Raw genomic sequence first — 17,862 nt, forward strand, 5'->3', positions numbered from 1 at the left:
GCGCACGCGCACGAGGTTGCCGCCGTCATCCTGGAGCCGCTGCTCCAGGGCGCGGGCGGGATGCGGTTCCACAGCCCGCACGTGGTGCAGGTGCTGGCCGAGCTGGCGCGCGAGCACGGTGCGTTGGTGATCTTCGACGAGATCGCCACCGGCTTCGGGCGCACGGGCACCCTCTTCGCGATGGAGCGGGCTGACGTCGTCCCGGACATCCTGTGCGTCGGCAAGGCTCTGACTGGCGGCTACGTGTCCCTGGCGGCCGTGCTGTGCACGGAGGCTGTGGCCGAGGGCGTGAGCAGCGAGCGGGCCGGAGGCGCGCTCATGCACGGGCCGACGTTCATGGCCAACCCGTTGGCCTGCTCGGTCGCCCTGGCCAGTCTGAACCTCTTGCAGGACAACGATTTCAGCACCCAGGTGCGCGGTCTCGAAACCGGACTCACCACAGGCCTCAAGCCGGCCGAGGACATCGATGCAGTGGCTGAGGTGCGCGTCCTCGGCGGCGTCGGCGTGATCCAGCTGCGAGAGCCGGCCCGCGTCGCCGACCTCACGGCGGCCGCGTTGCACCGAGGGGTGTGGATCCGACCGTTCCGCGACCTTGTCTACACGATGCCGCCCTACGTCACGACTCCCGAGGACCTGGGCACCATCTGCGACGCCATGGTGCAGGCCGTTGCCACGGTCCACGGCTGAGAGGATGACGTCGTGAGCACCTTCCTCGACTGGCTGGCCGACCGGTCCAACGAGCGTGACCGCAAGGGACTTCGCCGCGAGGTCAGGCCGTTCAAGTCCGGTGAGCTCGTCGATCTCGCTGGCAACGACTACCTGGGACTGCGCCGGCACCCGGCCGTGATCGCGGGTGCCGTCGCCGCCGCCGAGACCTACGGCGGTGGGGCCGGGGCGTCACGGCTGGTCACCGGCACGCTGGAGGTCCACGAAGAGCTGGAGCGCGCCCTGTGCCGCCTCACTGGGGCGCCCTCGGCCCTCGTGCTGTCGACGGGATACCACGCCAACCTCGCGGTGCTCACGTCGCTGTCCGACCCCGAGACCCTCATCGTCAGCGACGCCCACGCGCACGCCTCCCTCATCGACGGTGCCCGCCTCAGCCGAGGCGCCGTGGCCGTCAGCCGCCACAACGACCTCGCGCACGTGCGCGAGCTGCTCGCCGCCCGCAGGCAACCCCGGGCGATCGTCGTGGTGGAGTCCGTGTACTCGGTCCTCGGCGACGCCGCCCCACTTGGCCCTCTCGCGGATCTCGCCGAGGAGCTCGGGGCTGTGCTGGTCGTTGACGATGCCCACGGACTCGGCGTCGTGGGGGAGCACGGTCAGGGCGGAGCCGCCCAGGCCGGCCTCATGGCCCGCGAGCACGTCGTGGTGACGGTGACGTTGTCGAAATCGCTTGCAGCCCAAGGCGGGGCGGTGCTGGCCCACGATACCGTGCGCGACCACCTCGTCAACACGGCACGGCCCTTCATCTACGACACGGGGCTCGCGCCGGCCGCCGCGGGCGCCGCGCTCGGAGCGCTCGACGTCCTGGCCCGCGACTCCGGTCTACCTGCCGCGGCACGGGCGAACTCCGCGCTGCTCGCCGCGGCCTGCGGGGTCGCCACCCCTGCGGGAGCGGTCCTCTCGGTCACCATGCCGGGACCGGACGAAGCGGTCGCAGCGGTCGCCCACGCTGAGCAACGCGGCATACGCATCGGTTGTTTCCGTCCGCCCTCGACGCCAGACGGCAGCTCGAGGCTCCGGCTGACGGCTCACGCCGACCATGGTCCCGACGTCCTCGACCATGCCATCGAGGTGCTTCGTGCCCTGGTCTCCCATGACTGAGCCGATCTCGCCTGAGCCGATCGCGTCCGACCCGATCTCGCTGCCCAAGGTCGTCCTCGTCACGGGCACCAGCACCGGGGTCGGCAAGACCGTGGTGACGGCCGCCCTCGCCGTGATGCTGCGCAGACGGGGCGCCGCGGTGGCAGTGGTGAAGCCCTTGCAGACGGGGGTGAGCGCCGACGAGGACGGCGACCTCCAGGTCGTGCAGGCMCTCGTCGGCGACGACCCGGGTGTCACCCTCCACGAGTTCGTGCGCCTGGACGCGCCGCTGGCGCCGGACACGGCGGCCCGACTGCAGGAGATCACGCTGCCCCCCGTCGCTGAGCACTCACGGTCGATCTCCGCCATCGCCAACGAGGTCGACGTCGTGCTCGTGGAAGGGGCCGGTGGCCTCCTCGTGCGCCTCGACAGTCGCGGAGGGACCCTGGCCGACCTGGGAACAGCGCTGCGCTACAAGGGAGTCAGCGCCGGCTACGTCCTCGTGGTGAGCCCTGGACTCGGCACCCTGAACCACACCGCCCTCACCGCCGAAGCCCTCGCCGCCCGAGACCTGCCGCTGCTGGGCCTCGTGGTGGGGTCCTACCCGGACGACCCAGACCTTGCCGAGCAGACGAACCTGCTCGACCTGCCGCGGGTTGCCGGCGCCCCGGTCCTCGGGCGCCTGCCAGAGGGGGCCGGCGCGTTGACCAGCGACGAGTTCCGCGACCAGGCGCCGCATTGGCTGTTCAGGACCTAGGCGTCACGTCGTGAGCGGCTCCGACGAAACAGTCTCGTTCCGGCTCTGGCCGCCGGTCGCCATCGGCGCGCCCCTGCTCGTGGGGTGGCTGGCCACCGCGCTCTGGGGAGACCCGGTCGACCTCGGCGCGTGGCGGGTTCCCGTGGGCTGGGCCCTGCTGCTGTTCTTCGTCGTGTTTAACGGCTGGTCTCTCTGGCTGTTCGGCCGTCACGAGACTGGTCTGCTGCCGGGGCAGGCGACGCACGCAATGATCCAGGAGGGGCCGTACCGCCTGTCCCGCAACCCGTTGTACGTCGGCCTCCTCGCGTTGTACCTCGCGGTGGCGTTGCTGGTGCCCACTTTCTGGGCGCTCATGCTCTTCCCGGCCGCGGTGCTGCTCGTCCTGTGGGGTGCGATCCGCCCCGAGGAGCGCTTCCTGCGCCAGCGGTTCGGCGCCCCCTATGACGACTACACGCGGCGCGTGCGTCGCTGGCTCTGACCGGGGCAGCGGTCGTCACCGATTCCCTACGCCCGCAGCCGAGCAGGAGGTAGATTCACGAGGGACGGGCAGACAGTTCGTCTCGGGGAGGTCGTGGCGAATGTTCGCAGTCATCCTGTACGCCTTGTTCGGCCTGGGAGCCGCAGCCTTCCTCGCGGTGCTGGTCCTCGGCGCAGTCAACCGGGTCCGGGGTCGCGACAACGGGGAGTGGCAGGACGAGCGACCCGACGGCCAACCGCCGAACGTGCGTCCGGGCCCCGGCTGGGGCAACGGGGGATCCTGGAACTGACCGCTCACGGGTGCCGCAGTCCCCGGGACGGCTCGGGATCCGCTCAGGTGGCGTCGGTCGCGCGATAGACCTGGATGCAGGTCGGACCGATCTCGACGGGACCCGGAGAGGTCGGGGGAGCCGGGGGGCCGGGCCGCTCGTTGGTCGAGTCCCACAACAGCTGGTATGCCGTGAGGCCGGGCACTTCGGGGAGCGTCACCTTCTCTGGGTCGCGGCCGCCGTGGAGCACGACGAGCACCGACGCGTGACCGACCCAGGCGCCGTTGAGCAGCATCTGCAGGGTGCGCGTGGAGGGGTCCTCCCACCGCCCGTTCTCCATCAGCTCGCCATCGGCTGCGAACCACGCCAGGTCGGTCGACCCGTCCTCGTGCACCTCGCGGCCGGTGAAGAAGGTGCGTTGGCGCAGCACGGGGTGGTCGGCACGCAGGCGGGTGAGGAACCGCGTGGTGGCGAGGAGGTCCTGCTGCCAGCCCTCGAGACGCCAGTCGAACCACGACGTCTCGTTGTCCTGGCAGTAGGGGTTGTTGTTGCCCCCCTGGCTGCGGCCGAACTCGTCGCCCGCGTTGAGCATGGGTACGCCGGTGGCGAGGAGCGTCGTCGCGAGCAGGTTGCGCGTCGAGCGGCGCCTGGCCTCCTCGACCTCCGGTTCGGCAGGGCCGGTCTCGGGTCCCTCGACTCCGTGGTTCCAGGACCGGTTGTTGTCGCTGCCGTCACGGTTCCCCTCGCCGTTGGGGCCGTTGTGCTTCGAGTTGTAGCGAGTCAGGTCCACCGTCGTGAAGCCGTCGTGTGCCGCCACGAAGTTCACCGACGCGACGGGTCCGCGGTCGCGGGAGCCGAACAGGTCCTGCGACCCGGCCATGCGGGTCGCGAGCTCGCGCACCCCGTGGCCCTGGTGGTGGCCCGCCGACTGTGCCTTGAGGTCGTCGAGCCAGAAGGTGCGCACCGAGTCGCGGAACCGGTCGTTCCACTCGGCGAACGGCGGCGGGAACTGGCCGGTCCGCCAGCCGTGGATGCCCACGTCCCAGGGTTCGGCGATCAGCTTGACGCGGGAGAGCACGGGGTCGGTGCGGAGCGCGACGAGGAACGGGTGGTTGGGGTCGTAGTCGTCGTTCTGGCCGCGCCCCAGGGCCACTGCGAGGTCGAACCGGAAGCCGTCCACATGGCACTCGTTGGCCCAGTACCGCAGGGAGTCGAGCACCATCTTGCAGACCATCGCGTGACGGAGGTCGAGGGTGTTGCCGCAGCCGGTGACGTCGATGTCCTGGCCGCGCTCGTCCAGCCGGTAGTAGGCACGGTTGTCCAGCCCGCGCCACGACAGCGACGCCCCGGTGCGACCGGCCTGCTCGGCGGTGTGGTTGTAGACGACGTCGAGGATGACCTCGATCCCCTCGGAGTGCAGCAGCCGCACCATGCCCTTGAACTCGTCGAGGGCGCCCTGAGGGTCCGTGGCCGAGGCGTACATCGAGTGCGGGGCGAAGAAGCCCAGCGTGTTGTAGCCCCAGTAGTTCGTCAGCCCGCGCTGGACCACCTCGGGCTCGGACGCGAAGGCGTGCACGGGCAGCAGCTCGACCGCGGTCGCTCCCAGCGCCTTGAGGTGGGCGATGACGGAGGGGTGGCACAAGCCGGCATACGTGCCTCGCAGGTGCTCGGGCACCTCGGGGTGCTGCATGGTGAGGCTGCGCACGTGGGTCTCGTAGACCACGGTGTCGGCGAGCGGCGTGTGCGGCGGGGAGTCGTCGCCCCAGTCGAAGCCCTCGTCGATGACCACGCAGCGCGGCACCGACCCGGCGCTGTCCAGCGGGCTGAGGACCAGGTCGTCGCCCTTGAGCCGGTGGCCGACGCGGTGGGCGAACACCTCCGGCCTCCACGACACGTCACCCTCGATGGCGCGGGCGTAGGGGTCGAGGAGCACCTTGGCGGGGTTGTAGCGCAAGCCCTCGGCGGGCCGCCACGGTCCGTCAGCGCGCAGGCCGTAGCGCTGACCGGCCACGACGCCGGGGAGGAAGCCGAACCAGATGCCGTGGGTGCGCTCGGTGAGTGGCACGCGACGCTCCGTGGTGCCGTCCTGGTCGCCTGCGTCGAAGAGGCAGACCTCGACCGAGTCGGCGTGACCTGCATAGACGGCGAACTCCGCCCCGCCCTCGACGAGGGTCATGCCCAGGGTGGGAGGAAGGTCACGCGGGCGCGGGGCGTGCGACATGGCCCTCAGCCTAGGCAGTGGTTACGGTTGGGCACATGACGGACCTCATCCGGCCTTCCGCCTCGACCCTCCGAGCCTCGCTCGTCCCCCTGTCGTGTCCCCGGGAGGTCCTCGCATGACCGACCCCACCTCGCTGCCCAACTTCCCGCCCCCCGCCAACGAGCACCCGCTCCGCGGTCGGGTCCTGGACGCCCTCATCGACCAGGGACTGGCGCCCAACGTGGACAACGACGGCGACGTCGCCTTCAGCGTGCAGGAGCAGCAGCTGTTCGTGCGGTGCACCGAGGGCGACTTCCAGATCATGCGCGTCTTCGGCCAGTGGGCCATCAGCGACACCGTTCCCAGCGACCCGCTGACGCGGCTGGCCACCTGCAACGAGATCACCCTGCAGATGAACGTCGTCAAGGCCGGCCTCGCCAACGACACCCTGGTCGTGACCAGCGAGCACATCGTCGACCAGGCCAGCAACGTGCCCGCCCTCGTGAACGTCTCGATCCAGCTGGTCCTGGCCGGCGTGCAGATGTGGCACGAGCGGATCATGGGCGGCGGGGACGACTCCGGCCCCGGAGCCGGCCAGCCCGCTCCCGAGGGCGACCCGGCATGAGCGAGGGCACCTCCACCAGCGTCGTCTCCCTCGAGGTCGAGGGCGGCATCGCGACGATCAGGATCAACCGTCCGCCGATGAACGCGCTCAACGCAGAGGTGCAGAGCGCCCTCTCGGCGGCGGCCGTCGAGGCTGGCCAACGCCGCGACGTCTCCGGGGTGATCCTCTACGGCGGCGAGAAGGTCTTCGCTGCCGGCGCGGACATCAAGGAGATGCAGCGGATGTCCTACACGGACATGGCCGACCATTCCGGCTCACTCCAGGACTTCACCCGCACCATCGCCAGGATTCCCAAGCCGACGGTCGCCGCCATCACGGGCTACGCCCTCGGCGGCGGGTGCGAGGTGGCCCTCGCGTGCGACTTCCGTGTCGCTGCCAGGAACGCCAAGCTCGGCCAGCCCGAGATCCTGCTCGGCGTGATTCCCGGTGCCGGCGGCACCCAGCGGCTGGCTCGCCTCGTCGGGCCGGCCAAGGCCAAGGAGATCGTCTTCTCCGGCCGGTTCGTGTCCGCCGACGAGGCGCTCGCGATCGGGCTCGTCGACGAGGTCGTCGAGGCCGAGGACGTGTATGCCGCCGCGAAGGCGCGGCTGGCTCCGTACGTCGGAGGCCCCGCCTACGCGATCCGCGCGGCGAAGGAGGCGATCGACCGTGGCCTCGAGACCGACCTCGACACCGGGCTGGAGATCGAGCGGATGCTGTTCAGCTCGCTGTTCGCGACCAGGGACCGTGAGATCGGCATGAAGTCCTTCGTCGAGAACGGCCCCGGCAAGGCGAAGTTCGAGGGCGCCTGAGCGATGGCACCCCCGACCAGAGCGGCCACGGCCGAGCAGGTGGCCGCTGCTTACGCCGACAACAAGCTGGCCCAGGTGCTCTACCACGACTGGGAGGCGCAGACCTACGACGACAAGTGGTCGATCTCCTTCGACGAGCGCTGCATCGACTACGCCCGCGACCGGTTCGAGGCCATCACCGGCTCGCCCGACCCGCTGCCCTATGCCACGGCGCTCGAGCTCGGGGCGGGCACCGGATTCTTCTCGCTCAACCTCAAGCAGGCCGGGATCCTCGACGCCGTGCACGTGACCGACCTGTCGCCGGGGATGGTCGAGGCCGCACGGGCCAACGCCGAGATGCTGGGATTCTCCGTCGAGGGCAGGGTCGCGGACGCGGAGCGAATTCCCTACGACGACAACATGTTCGACATCGTCGTCGGCCACGCCGTGATCCACCACATTCCCGATGTCGAGGCGGCGTTCCGCGAGATCCTCCGGGTGCTGAAGCCCGGCGGGCGGTTCGTTGTCGCCGGCGAGCCGACCAGGGTGGGAGACAGGTACGCCCGAACGCTCGGAAGCCTCACGTGGCACGCGACCAAAGCCGTCACCCAGCTCTCACCCCTGCGTGAGAAGTGGGCCAAGGACCAGGAAGCCCTCGACGAGTCGTCCCGCGCAGCCGCCCTCGAGGCGGTCGTCGACCTGCACACGTTCGACCCGGACGAGCTGGCCCGGACGGCTCTGCGAGCGGGTGCCATCGGGGTGCGCACCCAGACCGAGGAGCTCACTGCGGCCTTTGCCGGCTGGCCGATCCGGACCTTCGAAGCGGCGGTGAAGCCCGGCGTGCTGGGATGGAGCTGGGCGATGTTCGCCTACGGCACCTGGAAACGGCTGTCGGCGGTCGACCGGGTCCTCGCCAAGGCCGTGCCCGCGCGGTTCTTCTACAACGTCGGTATCACCGGCGTGAAGCCCTGACCGCTCGATCTCGCAGCGACGTGCACCGATCCGGAATGAGCCACGAGACCTCGGCAGCCGACGCGGACATGTCGCCCTCCGACCACGGCGAGCGTTCCGAGCACGGGCCGTTCGGACTGCCCCGACCTCTCGCGTGGGCCCGCTGGGTGGGCTGGGCGATGGCCAACCGAGCCTTCACCCGCCATCACCTGCTGAGCTACCTGCGGATGGCGCGGGCGAGTGCCCGCTACCCCTCGCTGCGGTTCGAGGGGCCGTGCTTCATCGGTCCGGACGTCCGGTTCGAGGTGCGCGAGGGTTACGGCCGGCTGGTCGTGGGCGCCTACACGCACGTCGGGGCGCACGCCCGGTTGCGGGCGCACGAGGGCACCCTGCGGATCGGCCCCAAGTCGGTCATCGGCATCCGCAACACGATCAACTGCTGGATCGACATCTCCATCGGGCAGGCCTGCCTGTTCGGCGACGACGTCTACATCTGCGACTTCGACCACGTGACGACGTCGCTGGAGGTGCCGATCAAGGACCAGGGCATCGTCAAGACGCCGGTGCGCATCGGCGACGACGTGTGGCTCGGCACCAAGGTCGTCGTCACCCGGGGCGTCGACATCGGCGACCAGAGCGTGGTCGCGGCCTCCGCCGTCGCGCGCGGTGAGTACCCGGCGCGCTCGGTCGTCGCCGGCATACCGGGCAGGGTCGTCAAGACCCGCGAATGAGCAGCGGACACGCGCCCCGCCCAGGCGCGAGGCGCGCGTCCACAGAGCTCACCCGAGTGAGAGCACGCCCGTCACGACCCCCGTGCCGGTGCCCGACTCGAAGTCCTGGGCGCCGACGTCGACGCCGTGGCCGCTGAGCTTGTCGTAGCGCCCCGTGCCCCCCATCAGGCTCACCGGCCCGGTGTTGGTGAGTCCGGTCTCGCCGAACACGATGAAGACGTGCTTCTGCGCGTAGAACTCGCCGCTGCCGTCCGCACAGGTGTAGACCGTCCGGATCAGCAGCGCCGCCTTGGGCTTCACCGGGTTGCCGGCGAAGACCCGCACGTCGTCGGACAGGGTGCCTGACGCGCAGAGGCCTCCCGTCGCGGTAAAGGTGGGGTCACCCTCGACAGACGCGTCGAAGGTCTCCGTGATGGTGAATGGCGTCGGCTCGGCAGCCGGGGCGGAGCCGACCCCGAGCCCGATGGTTGCGAGTGCCATGGCTGCCCCTGCAGCGGCCATGCGTTGCTGTTTCGACATGACCAGGCCTCTCGTTGGACGTGGTGACCGGCGGGCGCCGGGCCTCCTCCATTGGATGGCATCGTGTGGGCCCTCGCATCGCGGGAACCACCTAGGACACACGGGGGAGGCGGCCCTCGCCGCGACGTGCTCGGGGCTCACCCGAGGCGGGCGTCCAGTGCGGGGAAGGCGTTGTCCCGCAGGCCTTGTCGCCTGGCCTCGTCGACCGCCTGGGCACGGCGGCCGTCCTCGACGAGCTGGGCCAGGATGTGGAAGTCGCGTCGGTGCTCGTCGGCACGACGCCGGGCGTAGTCGACGGACTGCCCTCGGGTGACGAGGAACGCCCAGTCGCTCGACAGCGCGTGCCACAGGGTCTGGAGCAGCTGGTCGAGGTCGGGGCGTCGAGTGCGCAACCGCCCTGCGGCGCGCTCGCGGCCGAGCACGTCGAGCCAGCGACGCTGCAGCCATTCGTTCTCGTGCGCGATCTGGCGCACGGCCGGGCCATCCCACACAGAGTAGTCCTTGCCAGCGCCCCACGAGCCGGGCGCGAGGTCGAGGTCGCCCGCGACGTGGCCAGCGGCGAGGGCCTTCTCGAGCGTGGTCACGGTGATGCCGGCCCGCCGCAAGGCCCGGATCGTCTTGCCCAGGAACACCGGTCCTTCGTGCCACCAGTGCCCGAAGAGCTCGGTGTCGTATGCCGCGACGACCAGTCCCGGCTCGCCGCGCACCTCGTGCGCGTGCAGCAGCTGGTCGCGGACGGCGTCGACGAAGTGCGCCACGTCATGGTCCAGCTGGTCGCGTGCCTCGTCGGGGTCGTAGGGCCGTTTGCGGTCGACGTCCACGTCGGGCTCGGTGATCGCCCACAACCTGATGCCGGTGAACTCCTCGCGCGCATGGAAGTCGCGGTAGACCGGTGAGGCGGGGTAGCCGCTGCGCGAGGACCAGATGAGGTTGGTGACCTCGAGGTTGCGAGGCACGGCCACGACGTCGGTCCCGGCCACCCGCCACGCGGCGTGGGGATGACCGCCGGAGTCGCGCACGGTCTGCTCGTCGACGACGAAGTGCCCGATGCCCGCGTCGGTGAATGGCTGCGCGAGGGCCGGGTGCCAGCCACATTCGGGTGACCAGATCCCGCGGGGCCGTTCGCCGAGCCGCCAGGCGCTGTCGGCCAGGCCCGCCTGCAGCGCCAGAGCCGCGAGCTCGGGCAGGAGCAGGGGGAGGAACGGGTGCGCACTCGGGCCGCCCAGCAGCTCCACCACTCCCTGGTCACGCAGCCCGCGCAGGACCGGCGAGCCGCCCGCACGCCACCGTGACTCGAGCAGGCGCGCCGCGCCGGACGCACCGGCATACTCCCGCTCCGCCGTCGACCGGCGGTGCGGGTCGACGTCGAAGCCCATCTCGCGGGCGCGCATGCCCCACAGTCCAGCCCACGTCGCGGCGTCACGGCGCATCCGGGGATCGTCGAGCTGGGCGGCGAGCACGGGGGTGACGCCGAGGGTCAGCACGTCGCGATGTCCCTCTGCCGCAAGGGAGTCCAGCTCTGCGACCAGAGGCACATAGGACTCCACCCAGGCCTGGAACAGCCACTCCTCGCCCAGTGGCCAGACCCCGTGGCCGGGAAGCCAGGGCAGGTGGGAGTGCAGGACGAGGCAGAACGCGCCCGGCACGGGGGGAGTCACAAGCCACCAGTCTGCCGCACCGGGCGGCGAGCCTGGCGGGTCAGGGCGGTGGCTGGACGAGGCGGGCGAGCTTCTTCGGGGCCATGAGGCAGTAGCTGTCGGCCATCAGCTCGGCCACCTCGTCCCAGTCGGTGTCGTCGTCGATCACCATGCCGATGACGTGCGGACTCCAGTCCGGCTTGTAGAAAGGCAGCCCCGAGTGGACCAGGGCCTCGAGCTCCTCTCCGGAGGAGCGGAACGTGATGACGTCGGCGGGACTGCCCAGCCGCGCGGCCAGCCCGAACACCGAGCCGCCGCGGGGGTCGACGTGGGCGAGGTGGGCGAAGGTGCGCTGACGGATCCGCCACCGCACGCCGATCCAGGCGTCCTGCTCGTGCACCTCGGGCAGGGCGAGACAGATCGCGGCGACCCGGGCCACCAGGGCCGGGTCGAGATCGACGTCGACGTCACCCACGGCCGTGACCCTAGTCCGGGCCACCGACAACCCCACTCGCTGACCGGACCGCCGGAAACCGTTTGCCCGAGCCCCGCGCCCGTGACACGGTTCGGGAATGCCTTCCAGACTCGTCGGGGTCGACTTCGACGCACACGACCCCGCAGCACTGGCGCAGTTCTGGGGCTCGCTGCTCGTGCGGCCGGTGGAGGAGTACGGCGGGGGCTTGCTCCTCGCGGCCGACGAGACCCAGGTCGGCCTGCGCTTCGTGTCGAGCACGTCGGTCAAGACCCTGCAGAACCGCATCCACCTGCACCTCACGAGCGTCGACGCCGACGACCAGCAGCGAATCGTCGACGAGGCACTCGGCCTCGGCGCCCACCACCTCGACGTCGGCCAGCTGCCCGAGGAGGGGCACGTGGTCCTGGCGGACCCTGAGGGCAACGAGCTCTGCGTCATCGCGCCGGACAGCTCGTTCCTCGCGGGCTGCGGCTTCCTCGGTGAGCTGGCCTGTGAAGGGTCCCGCGACGTTGGCGTGTTCTGGAGCCAGGTGCTCGGCTGGCCGTTGGTGTGGGACCAGGACGGGGAGACGGCCGTCCAGTCCCCCGCGGGAGGGACGAAGGTCGCCTGGGGAGGTCCGCCGCTGGCTCCCAAGCCCACGAGGAACCGCCAACGCCTGCTGCTGGCCACCACGGGCGACCACGCGACGGAGGTGGCCCGCCTCCGCTCGCTCGGCGCCACGCGGGTGGACGACTGGGACCGGCTGGGCCGGGAGGGCGGCGGCACGACCTTGGCCGACCCCGACGGCAACGAGCTGCGCCTCCTCCCGTGATCGCCGCACCTGGCGGTCGGCCACAACCGGGGGCGCCGTTGCGCGTGCCCGCAGGGCCGGGGCTGCGCCACGGCCTGGTCATCGATGCCGGTGAGCTGGTCGAACGCTTCTCCCGCTCGTCCGGGCCCGGGGGACAGGGCGTCAACACCACGGACAGCCGGGTCGAGCTCGACTTCGACCCGGCGACGTCACGCGCTGTCGCCGCGCTGCCCGAGGCCACCCGCGAGCGCCTGCTCGCGCGGTTGGCGCCGAAGCTCGTCGGCGGCCGGCTGGTCGTCGTCGCGTCCGAACACCGATCCCAGCGCCAGAACCGTGTGGTCGCGCGGCAGCGCCTCGTCACCATGCTCCGGGAGGCGGCCGCGCCCGACCCGCCCACCCGTCGCCCCACCCGCCCGACCAAGGGTTCGCAGCGACGCCGGATCGAGAGCAAGAAGCGCAGGGGTCAGCTCAAGACCGGCCGCCGCACCGTCGACGACGGCTAGGGGATCATCAGCCGCACGATGCCGAAGAGGTCCAGGCAGTCCTCGTCAGACGCGCCGAAGACGAAGTCGTCCACGGTCACCGAGCCGACGATCTCGCGCAGTTCTCGGTCCCAGTCCTGGGGCGCCTGCTCCTGCTGGGCTGCCACGAGCGACCCGTACGCCGCTTCCCACCGGAGCAGGCGCTCGCCGTGGCCCAGACGCACCAGGGTCACCTCGGCCCCGGGCAGCCACCGATCCAGCTCGGCCACCAGCTCCTCGGCGTCGTACTCGCGGCAGTGGTAGAGGTTCGAGGGCTTGTCRCGCCGCCCGAGCCCAGGCGAGAAGGTCGGCCGGTTCGGCGTCGACAGCACCACCACCCCGCCCGGTCGCGTCACCCGGGCGAGCTCGCGCACGTAGTCGCCGGGCGTCCAGATGTGCTCGAGCACCTGGAGCGAGAAAGTCGCGTCCGCCGCGCCAGTCACCAGCGGCAGCGCCGTCAAAGCGCCCCGCAGGTAGGACGCCCGCTCACCTCCGTGGGTCCGCGCAGCGTGGGCGGTCGTCGCCGCGTCGTAGTCCAGGCCGACCACGCGCACTCCGGGCCAGAACACGTCGAGGAGGCCCGCTGCATACCCCTCGCCACATCCGGCGTCCAGGACGACGGCAGGTGCGGTGTGCACCCAGCCGGGGGCGGCCGCATACCCCGCCTCGTGGCGACGAAACCAGTAGTTCTCGTGCCAGACATGCGGTGCGGTGCGCTCCCCAGTCAATGAGAGAACGTGGGGCTCGACCTGCGGATATCCCGATTCTGGGGCCACCTGAAAGCCTCTCTTCGGCACTGCACGTCGAGACGCCAAGATATCCCCACCGTGGTCGCTCAGCCACGGGCGGATGTGGTCAGAAGGAGCTATTGCGGGCGGATTCGGGGCGGCGAAGACTGCGAGATGCAGGGGTAGCAGCTACCACCTGGGAGGCCATCATGCTGCGACGATTTTCGCTTGTCCTTCTGACCGGATTCCTGGTCCTACTCGCCGGTCCCGCCTATGCGGCACCCATCACCGAGACGCACACCGCAAAGGGGGTCGTCGAGACGTTCGTGGACGTCGTCCCCACCTGCGAAGGTGGCGGACCGCTGTACACGATCACCACGACGTCCAACTCCATCGAGCACGTGACCGCCTTCGACGACGGCCGCTCACACGAGACGTTCACGCAGACGGGCACCTTCACTGCGACACCGCTGGAGGACCCGGCCCTGCCTAGCTACGCCGGCAAGTTCACGGTCTGGGGCGGCTTCAACGCGAACGGGTCAGTTGTCGAGGGGACGTTCACGTTCAGCGTGCGCGGAAAGGGCTCGGACGGCTCAACCTTCTCGAACCAGAACGTGGAGCACTTCAACCAGCGCCCCGACGGTACGGTCCACGAGTTCTTCCACTGCCACTGAATGGTGATCGAGGGTCTTGGCTGAGCCCGCGGTTCGGGGCTCAGCCAAGACCTTGACCGGGCCGCGTCGTATCCCGCGATGTCCCGCCTGAGGCTCCGGACCTCGGCGGCGAGGTCGGCCACGGTCAACTTCTGGTCGCTGGGTTTGGGCTGCGCCATGCTCGTGCACCGATGGTGTGGGCACCGTCACCCTCCCTCACGAGCCGTGCGTGGACTTGCGCGGTTTGCCTCGTGGTGAGCGTCACGCGGTGCTGGCGTGTCGATCGGGGGCGCGGGCTGTAAGGATGGCACCTGACCCATTTTTCGATACTCACTGTCGATACCCGATGTCGATCCAAGCGGTATCCATTCCAAGAAGGGGACGATCAGTTCATGAACATCGTCGTCTGCGTGAAGTACGTGCCGGATGCACAGTCCGACCGCACGTTCAACGACTCCGACAACACCACCGACCGAGTGGGCGTTGACGGTCTGCTGTCCGAGCTCGACGAGTACGCCGTCGAGGAGGCCCTCAAGCTCGTGGAGGCCGGCGAGGGAGAGGTGACCGTCGTCACCGTCGGCCCGGACCAGGCTGCCGACGCACTCAAGAAGGCCCTGCAGATGGGCGCCGACAAGGCCATCCACGTCAAGGACGACGCGATCCACGGCTCCGACGCCGTGGCGACCTCGCTGGTCCTCGCGGAGGCGATCAAGAAGACCGGCACCCCCGACCTCGTCATCACCGGCATGGCCTCGACCGACGGCACGATGAGCGTCGTCCCGGCGATGCTCGCCGAGCGCCTCGGCCTGCCGCAGGCGACCTTCGCGTCCGAGCTGTCCGTCGACGGCTCGACGGTGACGATCCGCCGCGACGGTGACGCCGCCTCGGAGACGATCGTCGCGACGCTGCCTGCGCTCGTGTCGGTCACCGACCAGATCAACGAGCCGCGCTACCCCTCGTTCAAGGGGATCATGGCCGCGAAGAAGAAGCCGGTCGAGGAGTGGGCCCTGGCCGACCTCGGCATCGACGCGTCGCAGGTCGGCCTCGACGCCGCCTGGACCAAGGTCGAGTCGTTCACCAAGCGCCCCCCGCGCGAGCAGGGCCAGATCGTCACCGACGACGGCGACGGCGGCACCAAGCTCGCGGAGTTCCTGTCCGCGCAGAAGTTCATCTGAGCCGGCCAGCCTGAGCTCCCAACAACGCCTAAGAGAGGAACCACTCATGGCTGAAGTACTCGTCCTGGTCGACCACGCGAACGGCACCGTTCGCAAGACCACCTCAGAACTGCTCACCATCGCCCGCCGCCTCGGCGAGCCCAGCGCCGTCTTCGTCGGCTCCGGGTTCGACGCTGCGAAGGAGACGCTGGCCAAGTACGGCGCGGAGAAGGTCTACCGCGTCGAGAACGCGGACGTCACCGACTACCTCGTGGCGCCCCAGGCCGAGCTGCTCGCGCAGCTCGTCGAGAAGACCTCCGCTGCCGCGGTCCTCATCCCGAGCAACTCCGCCGGCAAGGAGATCGCCGCCCGGCTGGCCATCAAGACCGACTCCGGCCTGATCACCGACGCCGTCGACGTGCAGGCCGGTGAGGGTGGCGGCGTGTCCACGACCCAGTCGGTCTTCGCTGGTTCCTACAGCGTGAAGTCGACCGTGACCAAGGGCACCCCGATCATCACGGTCAAGCCCAACTCGGCCGCTCCAGAGGAGGCTGCCGGCGCGGCCGCCGACGAGGCGTTCGAGCCGACCATCTCCGAGGCTGCCAAGGGCGCCAAGGTCACCGAGTCCAAGCCCAAGGAAGCCACCGGCCGCCCTGAGCTGACCGAGGCCGCGATCGTGGTCTCCGGTGGTCGCGGCACCGGCGGCGACTTCTCGCCGGTCGAGACCTTCGCGGACTCCCTCGGTGCCGCTGTCGGCGCCTCCCGCGCCGCCGTCGACGCCGGCTGGTACCCGCACACCTCGCAGGTCGGCCAGACCGGCAAGCAGGTCTCGCCGCAGCTCTACGTCGCGTGCGGCATCTCCGGCGCCATCCAGCACCGGGCGGGCATGCAGACGTCCAAGACGATCATCGCCATCAACAAGGACGAGGAAGCCCCGATCTTCGAGCTCGTCGACTTCGGAGTCGTGGGTGACCTGTTCACGGTCCTCCCGCAGGCCACCGAGGCCGTCAATGCTTCCAAGGGCTGAGGCTTCCAAGGGCTGAGGCCTCGAAGGGCTGACCACAGCACACTGATTCACCGAAGGCCCCCGACCACGCTGGTCGGGGGCCTTCGCTGCGTGCCGGGCACACGGCATACCCCTGTGCACGGAGGCTTGGTATGCCGGCCACCCGGCACACCGAGAACGCCCCGGACCACAGGGGGTGGTCCGAGGCGTTCCCCCGGTCTGCGCCGTGCGCACGCAGGTACCGGACGAGGTTCCCGGGTCCCCCTCACAGGGCCCGGGAACCTCGCGACCTTCCGCTGGCTGCTAGCGGATGGCGTTGGCGGCAGCGACGACGTCGACCAGGCCGTGGCCCTTGTCGAAGCTCGTCGTGCCATTGGTGCCTGCCTCGTAGGGTGCACCGTTGGTGTACTTGTAGGCAGTCGACTCGATCGCGGCCTCGATCTGCGCCGGGGTGGCGTTCGGGTTGGCCTGGAAGAGCTGCGCGACGATGCCCGAGATGTGCGGGGTGGCCATCGAGGTGCCGCTGATGGTGTTGTAGTCGCCGCCGTCCTTCGGATCGAGCCCCGATGAGCAGATCGGCAGGTAGACGCGACACGAGCTGGTGATGTCCTCACCCGGCGCCGAGATGTCCGGGTAGGTCGACTTGTCGCCGGCCTTGCCGCGGCTCGAGAAGTCCGAGACGGTGCCGTCGCGAGTGCCGGTGTTCTGGTCGAAGAACGAGGCCACCGACAGGATGCCGGGGGTCGGGTCCTTGCCGGGCGGGTTGGACAGGTCCTTCGACCCGTCGCCGCCGTCGTTGCCGTTGGCCCAGACCGAGACGACGCCCTCCTTGACCAGTGCACGCTGGATCTTGGCCGTGGCCGAGTTCGGGTCGAACGCGCCACCACCGCTGGGGCCGTAGGAGTTCGACGTCACCTTGATCGGCGGGCAGGTGCTGGCCGGGACGCCCGCGCCACACGGGGCGTTGTGGTTCTCGAGCACCCAGTTGAGGGCTGCGTCGGCGCCGATGATGAACAGCACGGCACCGGTGCTGATGCTGACCAGGCTCGAGCCCGGGGCGGCACCGTGCATCTTGGTGCCGTCTGACAGCGTAACGTCGCGACCCGCGACGATCCCGTTGACGTGCATGCCGTGCCCGCCACCGGACAGCAGGTCGGTGTTGGCCGAGCCGGCGTCGACGGGGGCGCAGGTGCTCTCGGTGAGCGGCTCACACACCATCTTGAGGTTCTTGACGACGGCGGAGGTGCCGTCGGGGTTCTTCAGGAACGGGTGCGTCGGGTCCACCCCGGAGTCGATCACCGCGACGGAGACCCCCTTGCCGTCGAGCGCGGTCCCGTTGGCGCCGGTGAGGGTGTTGCGGGCCTCGTCGCCGCGGGTGGCCTTGTTGGAGGTCGACAGCAGCATCTCGATGGGCTGGTTGCCCTCGACGTAGGTCACGCCGGGCTGTGACCGGACTGCCTGCACCTGGGCGGGGAGTCCCGTGGCCACGACGACGCCGACCTTGTCGAACGTCGTCACCTTGCGAAGGCCAACCGCCTGCACGGCCTGGGTGGCGGCCGCGGTGTCCGTGCCGTGCACGAGGACGGTGGTCGGGGTGGCGGCCTTGAGCACCCCCAGCTGGGAAGCCAGCCACGGTTGGACCGGAGCGAGGGCCTTGCCTGAGGACAGCAGGCCTGCCGAAGCGGGCGTGGCGAGGGCCATGGCGGCCAGGGCGGCCGTGGCGGCCGTCGCGACGACTGCCCGGGTTCTCTTCGCGGTGTGCATGTAGTTCCCTTCGTGAGACCAGCACCGGTGGT

General features: G+C 70.2%; 20 protein-coding genes. 14 read left to right on the plus strand and 6 right to left on the minus strand.

What is annotated here, in order from left to right:
- The 5 genes from AC1DXJ_RS12335 to AC1DXJ_RS12355 all read left to right on the plus strand — a co-directional run.
- The coding region (locus AC1DXJ_RS12335; RefSeq protein WP_477637100.1) for an aminotransferase class III-fold pyridoxal phosphate-dependent enzyme at positions 1 to 687 on the plus strand (687 nt) is incomplete at its 5' end.
- A 12-nt stretch (positions 688 to 699) separates the two neighbouring features.
- Positions 700 to 1,824, plus strand: coding sequence for an 8-amino-7-oxononanoate synthase (locus AC1DXJ_RS12340; RefSeq protein ID WP_477637101.1), 1,125 nt, complete (start codon positions 700 to 702; stop codon positions 1,822 to 1,824).
- Positions 1,817 to 2,560, plus strand: coding sequence for a dethiobiotin synthase (bioD, locus tag AC1DXJ_RS12345; RefSeq protein ID WP_477637102.1), 744 nt, complete (start codon positions 1,817 to 1,819; stop codon positions 2,558 to 2,560). Before AC1DXJ_RS12340 ends, bioD begins: the two co-directional genes overlap by 8 nt.
- Before the next feature lie 10 nt (positions 2,561 to 2,570).
- Positions 2,571 to 3,038, plus strand: a complete 468-nt coding sequence (locus AC1DXJ_RS12350; protein ID WP_477637103.1) for a methyltransferase family protein — start codon at positions 2,571 to 2,573, stop codon at positions 3,036 to 3,038.
- Between the two features lie 100 nt (positions 3,039 to 3,138).
- The gene (locus AC1DXJ_RS12355; RefSeq protein ID WP_477637104.1) at positions 3,139 to 3,327 is read left to right on the plus strand and encodes a hypothetical protein; all 189 of its coding nucleotides are present in this window, start codon (positions 3,139 to 3,141) and stop codon (positions 3,325 to 3,327) included.
- Between the two features lie 43 nt (positions 3,328 to 3,370).
- On the opposite strand, the gene glgX is transcribed toward AC1DXJ_RS12355, so the two are convergent.
- Positions 3,371 to 5,527 carry a glycogen debranching protein GlgX gene (glgX, locus tag AC1DXJ_RS12360; protein ID WP_477637105.1) on the minus strand — a complete coding sequence of 719 codons (2,157 nt, stop codon included), beginning with the start codon at positions 5,525 to 5,527 and terminating at the stop codon, positions 3,371 to 3,373.
- Positions 5,528 to 5,642: 115 nt separating this feature from the next.
- On the opposite strand from glgX, the gene AC1DXJ_RS12365 reads away from it, so the two are divergent.
- The 4 genes from AC1DXJ_RS12365 to AC1DXJ_RS12380 are packed head-to-tail and all read left to right on the plus strand — an operon-like array spanning position 5,643 to position 8,583.
- Complete coding sequence (locus tag AC1DXJ_RS12365; protein WP_477615126.1) at positions 5,643 to 6,131, plus strand: T3SS (YopN, CesT) and YbjN peptide-binding chaperone 1; 489 nt, start codon at positions 5,643 to 5,645, stop codon at positions 6,129 to 6,131.
- Positions 6,128 to 6,922 carry an enoyl-CoA hydratase/isomerase family protein gene (locus AC1DXJ_RS12370; RefSeq protein ID WP_477637106.1) on the plus strand — a complete coding sequence of 265 codons (795 nt, stop codon included), beginning with the start codon at positions 6,128 to 6,130 and terminating at the stop codon, positions 6,920 to 6,922. The genes AC1DXJ_RS12365 and AC1DXJ_RS12370 overlap by 4 nt, the downstream gene beginning before the upstream one ends.
- 3 nt (positions 6,923 to 6,925) lie before the next feature.
- Entirely contained in the window at positions 6,926 to 7,873 is a 948-nt protein-coding gene (locus AC1DXJ_RS12375; RefSeq protein WP_477615128.1) for a class I SAM-dependent methyltransferase, read from the plus strand.
- 35 nt (positions 7,874 to 7,908) lie between these two features.
- Positions 7,909 to 8,583 carry an acyltransferase gene (locus tag AC1DXJ_RS12380; protein ID WP_477615129.1) on the plus strand — a complete coding sequence of 225 codons (675 nt, stop codon included), beginning with the start codon at positions 7,909 to 7,911 and terminating at the stop codon, positions 8,581 to 8,583.
- A 48-nt stretch (positions 8,584 to 8,631) separates the two neighbouring features.
- Here AC1DXJ_RS12380 and AC1DXJ_RS12385 read toward each other — a convergent pair whose 3' ends face one another.
- The 3 genes from AC1DXJ_RS12385 to AC1DXJ_RS12395 all read right to left on the minus strand — a co-directional run bounded on the left by AC1DXJ_RS12385 (position 8,632) and on the right by AC1DXJ_RS12395 (position 11,214).
- The gene (locus AC1DXJ_RS12385; protein WP_477624364.1) at positions 8,632 to 9,063 is read right to left on the minus strand and encodes a hypothetical protein; all 432 of its coding nucleotides are present in this window, start codon (positions 9,061 to 9,063) and stop codon (positions 8,632 to 8,634) included.
- Between the two features lie 176 nt (positions 9,064 to 9,239).
- Positions 9,240 to 10,760: a 1,4-alpha-glucan branching protein domain-containing protein gene (locus tag AC1DXJ_RS12390; protein WP_477637107.1), complete on the minus strand. Its 1,521-nt coding sequence runs from the start codon at positions 10,758 to 10,760 to the stop codon at positions 9,240 to 9,242.
- Positions 10,761 to 10,800: 40 nt separating this feature from the next.
- A complete protein-coding gene (locus AC1DXJ_RS12395) occupies positions 10,801 to 11,214 on the minus strand; it encodes an MmcQ/YjbR family DNA-binding protein (RefSeq protein WP_477615132.1) in 414 nt (137 codons plus the stop codon).
- 97 nt (positions 11,215 to 11,311) lie between these two features.
- Between AC1DXJ_RS12395 and AC1DXJ_RS12400 the strand changes: the two genes are divergently transcribed.
- Both AC1DXJ_RS12400 and arfB read left to right on the plus strand, forming a co-directional pair.
- Positions 11,312 to 12,025: a VOC family protein gene (locus AC1DXJ_RS12400; RefSeq protein WP_477637108.1), complete on the plus strand. Its 714-nt coding sequence runs from the start codon at positions 11,312 to 11,314 to the stop codon at positions 12,023 to 12,025.
- Complete coding sequence (gene arfB, locus AC1DXJ_RS12405) at positions 12,022 to 12,507, plus strand: alternative ribosome rescue aminoacyl-tRNA hydrolase ArfB (protein WP_477615134.1); 486 nt, start codon at positions 12,022 to 12,024, stop codon at positions 12,505 to 12,507. Before AC1DXJ_RS12400 ends, arfB begins: the two co-directional genes overlap by 4 nt.
- Here the strand turns inward: arfB and AC1DXJ_RS12410 are convergent.
- A complete protein-coding gene (locus AC1DXJ_RS12410) occupies positions 12,504 to 13,253 on the minus strand; it encodes a class I SAM-dependent methyltransferase (protein WP_477637109.1) in 750 nt (249 codons plus the stop codon). The genes arfB and AC1DXJ_RS12410 overlap by 4 nt on opposite strands.
- A gap of 209 nt (positions 13,254 to 13,462) precedes the next feature.
- Here AC1DXJ_RS12410 and AC1DXJ_RS12415 point away from each other — a divergent pair, with 209 nt between their 5' ends.
- The 3 genes from AC1DXJ_RS12415 (at position 13,463) to AC1DXJ_RS12425 (ending at position 16,087) form a co-directional block, all read left to right on the plus strand.
- Positions 13,463 to 13,927, plus strand: a complete 465-nt coding sequence (locus AC1DXJ_RS12415; RefSeq protein WP_477615136.1) for a hypothetical protein — start codon at positions 13,463 to 13,465, stop codon at positions 13,925 to 13,927.
- Between the two features lie 371 nt (positions 13,928 to 14,298).
- Entirely contained in the window at positions 14,299 to 15,081 is a 783-nt protein-coding gene (locus AC1DXJ_RS12420; RefSeq protein WP_477637110.1) for an electron transfer flavoprotein subunit beta/FixA family protein, read from the plus strand.
- Positions 15,082 to 15,127: 46 nt separating this feature from the next.
- Positions 15,128 to 16,087, plus strand: coding sequence for an electron transfer flavoprotein subunit alpha/FixB family protein (locus AC1DXJ_RS12425; RefSeq protein WP_477637111.1), 960 nt, complete (start codon positions 15,128 to 15,130; stop codon positions 16,085 to 16,087).
- A gap of 282 nt (positions 16,088 to 16,369) precedes the next feature.
- Here the strand turns inward: AC1DXJ_RS12425 and AC1DXJ_RS12430 are convergent, their stop codons facing one another.
- The gene (locus AC1DXJ_RS12430) at positions 16,370 to 17,830 is read right to left on the minus strand and encodes a S8 family peptidase (RefSeq protein WP_477637112.1); all 1,461 of its coding nucleotides are present in this window, start codon (positions 17,828 to 17,830) and stop codon (positions 16,370 to 16,372) included.
- Positions 17,831 to 17,862 lie beyond the last annotated feature (32 nt).

It is taken from the genome of Pedococcus sp. P2_D9 (assembly GCF_056404275.1).

Bases quoted from the DNA above. Each gene is read 5' to 3' on its own strand.
- AC1DXJ_RS12355 (WP_477637104.1), top strand. From the start codon at position 3,139: ATGTTCGCAGTCATCCTGTACGCCTTGTTCGGCCTGGGAGCCGCAGCC.
- glgX (WP_477637105.1), bottom strand. From the start codon at position 5,527: ATGTCGCACGCCCCGCGCCCGCGTGACCTTCCTCCCACCCTGGGCATG.
- AC1DXJ_RS12365 (WP_477615126.1), top strand. From the start codon at position 5,643: ATGACCGACCCCACCTCGCTGCCCAACTTCCCGCCCCCCGCCAACGAG.
- AC1DXJ_RS12370 (WP_477637106.1), top strand. From the start codon at position 6,128: ATGAGCGAGGGCACCTCCACCAGCGTCGTCTCCCTCGAGGTCGAGGGC.
- AC1DXJ_RS12375 (WP_477615128.1), top strand. From the start codon at position 6,926: ATGGCACCCCCGACCAGAGCGGCCACGGCCGAGCAGGTGGCCGCTGCT.
- AC1DXJ_RS12380 (WP_477615129.1), top strand. From the start codon at position 7,909: ATGAGCCACGAGACCTCGGCAGCCGACGCGGACATGTCGCCCTCCGAC.
- AC1DXJ_RS12385 (WP_477624364.1), bottom strand. From the start codon at position 9,063: ATGGCACTCGCAACCATCGGGCTCGGGGTCGGCTCCGCCCCGGCTGCC.
- AC1DXJ_RS12400 (WP_477637108.1), top strand. From the start codon at position 11,312: ATGCCTTCCAGACTCGTCGGGGTCGACTTCGACGCACACGACCCCGCA.
- AC1DXJ_RS12415 (WP_477615136.1), top strand. From the start codon at position 13,463: ATGCTGCGACGATTTTCGCTTGTCCTTCTGACCGGATTCCTGGTCCTA.
- AC1DXJ_RS12420 (WP_477637110.1), top strand. From the start codon at position 14,299: ATGAACATCGTCGTCTGCGTGAAGTACGTGCCGGATGCACAGTCCGAC.
- AC1DXJ_RS12425 (WP_477637111.1), top strand. From the start codon at position 15,128: ATGGCTGAAGTACTCGTCCTGGTCGACCACGCGAACGGCACCGTTCGC.
- AC1DXJ_RS12430 (WP_477637112.1), bottom strand. From the start codon at position 17,830: ATGCACACCGCGAAGAGAACCCGGGCAGTCGTCGCGACGGCCGCCACG.